We start from the raw sequence: 1,831 nt of genomic DNA, 5'->3' as shown, positions 1-1,831 counted from the left end.
GGTCACCCGGTCTGGGAGCCGAAGGCCGACGTCCGGTTCGAGCGCGCCCGCCCATGGGTCTACCTCGCCGGGCTGCACGACCAGTACGGGGTGCCGCTCGAGGTCCGCGCACTGAAGGACTACCCGAGCGACGACGCCGGCCTCCGCCGGGTTGAAGCCGCCCGCCGGGGCGCTGCTCGGGCCGGGGTCCGCATCCGAGCCTGGACGATCTGAGGAGACGAGATGGCCGACAACCGCTACGAGCGCATCACCTGGCGCGGACGCACCCACGACCGCTACACCGTGGCCGCGCTGAAGGCCGCCGAGTACGACCTCGACCGGACGCTCACGATCTACCAGGGCATCAACCCCGGCGGGGTGGCCGCGTCCGGCACCACCCACGACGGTCCCGCGGTCGACTGCTGGTGCCCGGGCATCACCGGTCGCGAGCTCGCACGGGCCCTGCGTCGCGTCGGGTTCGCCGCCTGGTACCGCCCCGAGCTGTGGCGTGACGGCCGCAGGGTCTGGGGCCCGCACGTCCACGCGATCCCGCTGGGCAACCCGAACATCTCGCCCGCCGCAGCCCGGCAGGTCACCGAGTACCTGGCCGGCGGCGACGGGCTGGTCGGCGACTACGTCGACCCCGACCCGTGGCGTCCGTCACCGGTCGCACCGTTCACCTACCACGAGGACCCCGACATGGACCTGCTCGCCGATCTCGTCGCCCTCCGCAAGGAGTACCGCGTCTCCCTGGTCAAGGTGGCGCGCGTCGCGCTCCGTGGCGCTGCCGAGCACGCCTCGGGCACGCGTCTGTTCTTCATCAACACCGCCCGCCGGGCCCTCAGGAGGATCAAGTGAGTCTCACACCGAAGCGTCGCCGCCGTCTGTACGAGGTGGCCATCGCGGCCGTCCTGCTTGCCGTCCTGTACGGCGTGATCGAGGCCGACAAGGCCGACGCCTGGCTGCTGCTGATCGCGGCCACCCTCGGCGTCGCCCGCAGCAACGTCCCGGGTGACGAGTGATGCGCGCCCGGCTCGCAGGGATCCTCCGCCGTGCCGCGGATCGCCTCGCGCCCAACACGGCCACGCATCACCTGAGCGTGAGCACGACCAACGCCGGTGCCGTGGCGGTGTACCTCGACGGGCGCGAGATTGAGCGGCGGCTGATCGAGTGGCGCCGCGAGCGCGGACTCCCTGGGTTCTGACCCCATGAGGCACGCCACTCGCCGCCGCGTTCGCCGTGCGTGGTTCAGCATCTGGCGCACAGAGATCGACCTGACAATCGTCCGCTGGTTCGCCCACCGCGTCGGCTGGCACACCAACGCCTGCCGCGGCAACGACCGCTGCTGGAGGCCGTTCGCACAGACGACTGCGCGCGGCTGGTGGCGAGACTGATGGACCGCCACCCGTTCCTGACCGTCGTCGCGGCCGAGGCGGCCGTCCTGCTGCTCGTCGTGGCCGGCTGGAACGTCTGGGCGTACCGCGAGCAGATCCGGGCGCACATGCGCATGTAGCACGCACCCCCGACACAACAGCCGCCCGTCCCCCCGTGGGGCGGGCGGCTTTCGTGCGTTCTGGGGCCGATCACCCGGCGCGGCGAACCTTGGTGCGCATCGAGCGCACCGCCTCGCGCGATCGACCTAGCGTGTAGGCCAGCTGCACCAGGCCGAGGTCATCACGAGTGGCGACAACCTGCACGTCCTCGGCGGACCACGGCTGGCGCTGGTTGACCGCGGCCCGGAGAGTCTCCTCGTTGGCAACCTTCGCGCGCGCCGCGCCTCGCGGCCACCGAGCGCTGTTCAGCTCGGCTCCCATGATGGAGCACGCAGCACAGGTGCAGCCATGGTTCAGGT

4 protein-coding genes are annotated in these 1,831 nt (G+C 71.7%); 3 read left to right on the top strand and 1 reads right to left on the bottom strand.

Annotated elements, in window-relative coordinates; all coding sequences use genetic code 11:
• The 3 genes from WAW17_RS05605 to WAW17_RS05595 form a co-directional block, all read left to right on the top strand.
• On the top strand, nt 1-213 hold a 213-nt coding region (locus WAW17_RS05605), incomplete at its 5' end, for a hypothetical protein (protein WP_422332017.1).
• Between the two features lie 9 nt (nt 214-222).
• Nucleotides 223-837, top strand: coding sequence for a hypothetical protein (locus WAW17_RS05600; RefSeq protein ID WP_422332016.1), 615 nt, complete (start codon nt 223-225; stop codon nt 835-837).
• On the top strand, nt 834-1,001 hold the full coding sequence (locus WAW17_RS05595) for a hypothetical protein (protein WP_422332015.1): 168 nt from the start codon (nt 834-836) through the stop codon (nt 999-1,001). The genes WAW17_RS05600 and WAW17_RS05595 overlap by 4 nt, the downstream gene beginning before the upstream one ends.
• Before the next feature lie 561 nt (nt 1,002-1,562).
• On the opposite strand, the gene WAW17_RS05590 is transcribed toward WAW17_RS05595, so the two are convergent.
• On the bottom strand, nt 1,563-1,831 hold a 269-nt coding region (locus WAW17_RS05590; RefSeq protein WP_422332014.1), incomplete at its 5' end, for a hypothetical protein.

The sequence above is a fragment of the Rhodococcus sp. (in: high G+C Gram-positive bacteria) genome (assembly GCF_049286785.1).
Lineage (GTDB): Bacteria > Actinomycetota > Actinomycetes > Mycobacteriales > Mycobacteriaceae > Rhodococcus_F.
The sequence above is the reverse complement of the archived record's forward strand: the minus strand, read 5'-3'. Positions and strand labels throughout refer to the sequence as shown.